The sequence below is a fragment of the Caballeronia sp. genome, from assembly GCF_028292365.1.
Classification (GTDB): domain Bacteria; phylum Pseudomonadota; class Gammaproteobacteria; order Burkholderiales; family Burkholderiaceae; genus Caballeronia.
The window spans coordinates 1-6,321 of sequence record NZ_JAQGMM010000627.1 but is presented as its reverse complement, the minus strand read 5'-3'; the positions used below and the strand labels follow the sequence as shown (position 1 = coordinate 6,321).

8 protein-coding genes are annotated in these 6,321 nt (G+C 60.7%); 2 read left to right on the top strand and 6 right to left on the bottom strand.

The genetic code is table 11. From position 1 onward, the window contains the following. The 5 genes from JWR14_RS36430 to JWR14_RS36410 all read right to left on the bottom strand — a co-directional run. The coding region (locus tag JWR14_RS36430) for an FAD-binding oxidoreductase (protein ID WP_299719254.1) at positions 1 to 1,406 on the bottom strand (1,406 nt) is incomplete at its 3' end. Between the two features lie 97 nt (positions 1,407 to 1,503). After that, on the bottom strand, positions 1,504 to 2,844 hold the full coding sequence (locus JWR14_RS36425) for an FAD-dependent monooxygenase (RefSeq protein ID WP_299719252.1): 1,341 nt from the start codon (positions 2,842 to 2,844) through the stop codon (positions 1,504 to 1,506). Further along, on the bottom strand, positions 2,841 to 3,500 hold the full coding sequence (locus JWR14_RS36420; protein WP_299719257.1) for a PadR family transcriptional regulator: 660 nt from the start codon (positions 3,498 to 3,500) through the stop codon (positions 2,841 to 2,843). The genes JWR14_RS36425 and JWR14_RS36420 overlap by 4 nt, the downstream gene beginning before the upstream one ends. A gap of 204 nt (positions 3,501 to 3,704) precedes the next feature. Beyond that, on the bottom strand, positions 3,705 to 4,130 hold the full coding sequence (locus JWR14_RS36415) for a DUF3574 domain-containing protein (RefSeq protein ID WP_299719250.1): 426 nt from the start codon (positions 4,128 to 4,130) through the stop codon (positions 3,705 to 3,707). Positions 4,131 to 4,170: 40 nt separating this feature from the next. Further along, positions 4,171 to 4,896, bottom strand: a complete 726-nt coding sequence (locus JWR14_RS36410; protein ID WP_299719248.1) for a sulfite exporter TauE/SafE family protein — start codon at positions 4,894 to 4,896, stop codon at positions 4,171 to 4,173. 277 nt (positions 4,897 to 5,173) lie between these two features. Here JWR14_RS36410 and JWR14_RS36405 point away from each other — a divergent pair, with 277 nt between their 5' ends. Further along, on the top strand, positions 5,174 to 5,581 hold the full coding sequence (locus JWR14_RS36405; protein WP_299719246.1) for a MerR family transcriptional regulator: 408 nt from the start codon (positions 5,174 to 5,176) through the stop codon (positions 5,579 to 5,581). Beyond that, positions 5,536 to 5,937, top strand: a complete 402-nt coding sequence (locus tag JWR14_RS36400) for a carboxymuconolactone decarboxylase family protein (protein ID WP_299719244.1) — start codon at positions 5,536 to 5,538, stop codon at positions 5,935 to 5,937. Before JWR14_RS36405 ends, JWR14_RS36400 begins: the two co-directional genes overlap by 46 nt. Positions 5,938 to 6,009: 72 nt before the next feature. Here JWR14_RS36400 and JWR14_RS36395 read toward each other — a convergent pair. Further along, positions 6,010 to 6,321, bottom strand: a 312-nt coding sequence (locus tag JWR14_RS36395; protein ID WP_299719242.1) for a LysR substrate-binding domain-containing protein, incomplete at its 5' end; no start/stop codon positions are given.

Below are 6,321 nucleotides of genomic sequence, written 5' to 3'. Positions count from 1 at the left end.
TTGTTGACGTGTAGCGACACGCCCCATTGCCGGCTTGCGGCAAACAGCGTGTCGGCCAGCGCTTGCCGCTGATCATCTTGCAGCAAGGCCGCAGGAAGCCATGCAGACTCGTAGCCGTGCAGCACTTGCCCCGCCTCTCCCTGATTACCCGACCAAAAGACATTGTCCTTGGGCGCGTCCGGCCGGTCGTCGGTGCTGATGAAGCCGAGCAGTTTCTTGAACATCGTTGGAGCCCAGAAACTGCGGGCCGGGAGGGCGAGGATTTTCAGCGGCGAGAACTCAACCTTGAAATCGTCCGGGGCCGCGGCAAGCGTGTCCATGAACGGTTGCCACACCGCTTGCGCTTCGCTGCGTCTGAGGCCCTGGAACACCATCGAGATATTGAGGACGTTGTCGCGACGAAACCTGATCTGTTCGCCCCAGTGCGGGTTCATCAGGTCCCGATGATAGAAGTCCACCGCCAGTCCAATCAGCCGGCGAAATGCGGCCGCCGACGTAGCCGTGATCGTCATGTTCACTGCGCCGAAGGTCTCGGGTAATGCGTGGACCCGCAGCGTCAGCCGCGTGACCACGCCCAGGCTGCCACCGCCGCCGCCTTTTAGTGCCCAGAATAATTCGGGATTCGTGCAGGCATTGGCGATCCGGACGACGCCGTCCGCCGTAACAACTTCGGCTTCGAGCAGGCTTCCCGCCGCCAGTCCGTAGGCCTTGGAAAAGCTGCCGAACCCACCGCTCTGAATCAGGCCGGCTACGCCGACCGTCATGCAGCCGCCGCCCTGAACGTAACCGCCCGCCTGCGTGGTGACCGCATCATAGACGTGAGCCCAGAGCGCGCCGGCGCCGACCGTCACTGCCCGCACCGGCGAGGCGTGTCCCTCGCATCCCGTGCCGACAAATGCATCTTGCACGGTGATGCTATTCATTTTTCGCGTCCAGACCAGCAGGGAATCCGGCGCATTCGATGTGCCTTGATAACTGTGGCCGCCACCCTTCACGACAAGCCGCAAATTATTACGGCGTGCGAAGTGGATGGCAGCGACTACATCGTTCGTATTGCGCGCGGCCACCGCATAGACACTGGGTGTCGATGTCCATGCGTCAACCCAACCGAGGGTTTGCGTCAGGCCGACTTCATCGCCGATAAAATAAGGATTCTTGAGTTCCTTGAACAACTGCTGGCAGTCGGCGCTGTCGGGCGCGTTCGCGCAGGCCGTCAGCGGCGACTGGACTTTGACTAGTGCGCCGCCGACTTGCTGGCTTAGTTCATTCCACTGTGCGTCCGAGGGCCAGCCCGGCTCACCCGGGCGAACGCGAGAGAGCGTACTGGAAGTCACCGCCGCAAGCGCAGGCGTGAGCACCCGTTCCCAGATACTGGACAACAACGGCAGTCCGGCTGCGAATTGCAAAAGACGTCGTCTTTTCCGGGAAAGCGTTTGGGTCGAAGGTTTCATCGGTGAGCATGAAAGCTTGATGTGGTCGAAACCGTGAAGTTATCGCGCCTGGCTACCGCTGTGAACGCTCTACGCCACGAAAATCGTTTTCCGCGTCGATCATGCGGCGCTTAAGCAACGGTACATTGTTCACCACCCGCAAGCCGGTGCGCATCGCGCCGAGCGCCACGCGTCCGACCATTGGGCGATGTATGGCGCCACTGGCATCGAACTGCTTGCGCGACTCCGCCACCGCGTGGAAGCCATATTCGCGCATCTGCGCCTCATAGCCGGCGACCGCGTCGTGGCCCGACATCTCGCCGCGTTGAGCTGCACCCAGACGCGCGGACAGCAACGCAGCGTCGCGCAGCGCGGTGTTGGCGCCAACGCCCCGGCCCGGTGTCATCAGGTGCACCGCGTCGCCCAGGACGGTCACGTTAGTGGTCGGCCACGCGTCGACGGGAACCGATGTCCGGACATCGACGGCAAACGCGGTAGCTGGATCCGAGGCGCGAATCAGCGCGCGCAGATTCGGATGCCAGCCGTCGGTGATCTCGGTGGCCAGTGCGAGCAGCGCGGGTTGGCCGAGCGATTTCGGATTGGCCGGCAGGTTGTGCAACGCGCCCCATACGCCCCACATCAGATAGTCACGGGTGTTGTCGAACAGCAGGCCTGGCCAGCGCGCGAGCAGGCCGGCATCGTTGCCGCCGATGCCCTCCTTGAGACCGTTCGCGCCCCACGGGAACTCCATGACATGCACGATGGCGCCGAAGCCCTTCGGCGCGTTGATCAGCGTGATGCCGTCCAGCACTTTGGGCGGCAGCAACGCGCGCGATGCTTCGCTCATTGGCACCTTGGCCGCGATGCTGACAATACCGGTGTTGTCGAGCCGCGCTTCGGGCAGCAGTTGCCGGCGGACCCTGGAGCGCGCGCCGTCCGCCCCGACCAGCAGGTCAGCCGTGGCGTGCGTGCCGTCGTCGAAGAATGCGGTAACGCTGCCGTTGGCGTGTTGCTCGTATCGGGTGAACGTTTTGTCGAAGTGGATGTGCTGTTCCAGTCCGGTCAATAACACCTGCCGTAGCGTCATCCGGCTGACGGACTTGCCGCCCATGGACTCCTCGTCGAGCGTGATCGATAACAACTCGGTCAACCGTTCCGTCAGGATGTTGAGGTGGCCTGGGGTACGCGCGCAGGTTGCCACGAAAGTCGCGAACAGATCGGGCGGCAAGCAGGCCGCAAGCGATGCAACGCCATGCGCATTGATGCCTACCCGATAACCCTGCAAACCATCCGTGCGCGACCGGTCCCGTTCATAGAGGGCCACGTTGATGCCCGCCTGCTTCAGGCCGTGCGCGAGGCATAAGCCCCCCGTGCCGCCGCCGATGATGATGACGTTCATGGGTTCGCGGTTCATGCCTTCGTCTCCTTGGCCGGGAAGGGGGTGTTCAGTTTGTACGAGGTGGCGTCAGCGGGCAGCGCAAAGCGTTGTGCGATTTCATCGAGCCACTCAGGGCTCCAGGTGAGGGCGCTGGACTTGAGGTCGGCGACCACGCTGCGCACCCAGTCGAGTTCGGCCACGAGCTTGCCGCGCACCAGTTCACCTTCGAGCAGAAATAAACGCGGCACTTGCATGGCGTGGGCGTGCTCGTCTACGCCGTCGAGGCGGGCCAGTTCGCGCTCCAGTGCGCCGATACGTGTCACGAGTTGCCGGCAGACATCGTCCGGCGTCAGCACGGGCAGGAACGAAAGCGCTGCCGGAAAAGCCGGGAATTCGCGCGCAGGTTGAGCGAGCTGTTCCCGCAGCCAGAGCCGGGCGGTGTCACGACCGGCCTCGGTGATCTCGTAGATCGTGCGCTCGGGGAATGCACCATCACGTTCGGTCTCGCGCACGGCTATTAAATCGCCCCGCATCAGGCGATCGATCGTTTGATAGAGGCTGTTGCGCTGGCTGACATTGATGACTTCGTCTTTGCCGCGCGCCTTGATGAGCTGTTGCATCCGATAGGGGTGCATGGGCCCTTCGGTCAGCATGGCGAGAACGGCTAGAGCAAGTGGTGAATAACGGACCATGGATTTCAACTAGTCTTAATGTATCTAGTCATAATATAACTAGTTTAATGAGATTGGCAAGTCGGAATTGAGTGAGTTGGATGTGCGAGGGGTGTGAGGACGTGACCGGCTCCGGGTGATAAATCCCTAAGCGTTCTGGTATTTAAGAACTGGATGGGCAGCAAATAGATGCTGCCGCCAAGAGGCGCTTAGCAACAACGCCGCTTAGAAGGAAACGCAAGCATGGTTCTTGACCCTGAGCACGGATTCCTGGCTAAAGCGCGACTTGTATTCGTTGGCGATTGCGCGTACGCCGGCTTCGCCAGGCTCGTTGTCAGGATGCACCAGGCTAAGCACAAACGAGGCTTCGTGAACGATGGTGTTATCGGCGCCTTGCCATTGTCCGGATGCCTGCCAGACTGTCAGCCCTTGAGGAAACCGGGGCGTCACTGAAGTTTGCAGGAATTCCGTCCACTCTCCGGGCGTAACAGTACCGACGGGCTTGGCCGTGCCGAAGATCATCACGTCGTTGACCGCGTGGTCCTCGCCGGGCGCACACCGGGTCTCTTGCACCGCGGCACATCCATGGACTGCAAGCATGGACGCGAGGACCGCAGCCATTCGAAGACGAGACAAGATCAGTGATGTCATTGTTCGCGCGGTTCGACAGGGCGCCAGGCTGGCTTGGCAACTACTGGCCGGCCGCCGCCCAAAGCAACGAGAGACCGGACGACAGCATGAGTCCGTCGACCAGTAATTTGAATGTCGATGGCGCCATGCGGACGACGATCGACTTCGCGAAAAACGATCCGGTCATCAGCGCTGTTCCCGCGATCAGGCCTTGAAATACGACGCCCGCCGGCAGTGCGCCAAACTCCTTGAACGCAGCAATCTTGGTCCCGTACACGGCGAGCGAGCCGGCGGCTTCCGTAGCGAGGAAAGCGCCTCGTTCCAGTCCGTAAGACGTGAAAACAGGCACGGTGATCGGACCCGTGGAGACAACGATGCCGGTTAAAAATCCGACCGGGCCGCCGATCAGCGCAAGGTGCAAAAGGCTGAACTTTACCGAGCGTCGTGCGAGCCACCGCCGGGTAGGGATCATGGCTACAAAAAATACACCAAGGGCTATTTCAACCGCGCGGGCGGGCAACGATAACAGCGTGTGAACCCCTAGCGCAGCGCCCGGAACAGCGGTCAGGCAATAGGCGCCGCAAGCACGCCAGTCGATCTCTCTCCACCACGCGACAATCTTGCCAAGATTTCCCATGATCGCGCCGATCGCCATGATGGGGACGGCCTGCTGAGGTCCAAACAGAATCACGAGTACGGGCATCAGCATCATGGACGATCCCGTGCCAATAATTCCGCTCAACACGCCCGCTGCCACGCCGACGATTAACACAAGGACGTATTCCATAGCCCGCGTCTTTGTAGAGATTATTCGAACAAGCGACGTTGATTATTTGGGACCAGCCAGTACGGCGCACGACGTATGGTACGTGAACTTTCGGCGCCTCGTGACGAGCGGCAGACGAGGATAAAGCGAGCCTCTGATATTTTCCGGGGCTAAGCATGCTCATTTGTCGCAACGCCCGCAACCCGTATTCCGCGCTAGCGGAACAATGCCGAAAACCGCTTGACTTAGAGTGCACTCTAAGTCCTACCATGCTCTATGTCGAAACGAGAACGCAGCCATGAAGATAGGTGACATCGCCGAGCGGACGGGCCTGACAGCCCATACGATTCGCTACTACGAACGGATCGGACTATTGCCGTTTGCGCCGCGGGACCACACGGGTCAACGTGTTTATGACGCATCCATCCTTACATGGATCGAGTTTCTGGGCCGGCTTAAAACGACCGGCATGTCGATTCAGGAAATGCTGCGTTACGCCGGGCTTCGCGCACAAGGCGCGGCGACCGAGGAAGCACGGTGCAAGCTGCTGGCGGACCATCGCGATCAGGTTCAAATCAGAGTGGCAGAACTTCAGGCATGCCTTCTCGTCCTCGACGACAAAATAGCCGGTTATACCCAAGCTCAACTGAGGACTGAAAAATGCAAGACACGATCGAACGCCAAGCGGATCAGGAAAGTCGCCTAGAACGAGGCAAACGGGTGTTGTCGGAGATCGACGGGGAAGCAGGAGAAAAGGTCATCGACTCGCTTGCGGATATTGCGCCGGACTTTGCGCGGTACCTGCTTGAATTTCCATTCGGCGATATCTATTCGCGACCGGGCCTGGACATCCGTGCTCGTGAAATTGCCACCATTGCCGCACTTACCGCGTTGGGCAATGCAACGCCCCAGCTCAAGGTTCATATTGCCGCAGGGCTTAACGTGGGTCTCAGCCGTGACGAGATAGTCGAAACCATCATGCAAATGGCGGTGTATGCGGGATTCCCGGCGGCACTCAACGGCCTGTTCGCTGCGAAGGAAGTCTTCCGCGATCACGTTTGAGCGATGTCACTTAGGGCACATACGCGAAGCCTTAGCCTGGTCGCTCACACCCGCATTGCTCAAACGGGTCGTTCAAGCAACTACGAGCGCGGGCGCGGGGGCTGCAACCGGACGCGCAATCTCGAGAAAAGCGTTAAGCGCGGTGGTCGCATATACGTCACGGCGCCGCACGAACAACGTGTCGACGCGAGCATCTTCGGGCGCGACCTCATGCACTGCCACACGGCCTTCGCGCCACGCTGTTGCGACCACGCCTTTTGGCAGCAGCGTCACGCCGACGCCTGCCGCCACGCAACCCAGCATGGCGTCGAGCGAGCCGAATTCCAGCGGTGTGCTGACTCTCAAGCCGTGCCGCGCCAGCACGATATCCAGCCGTGTCCTGTA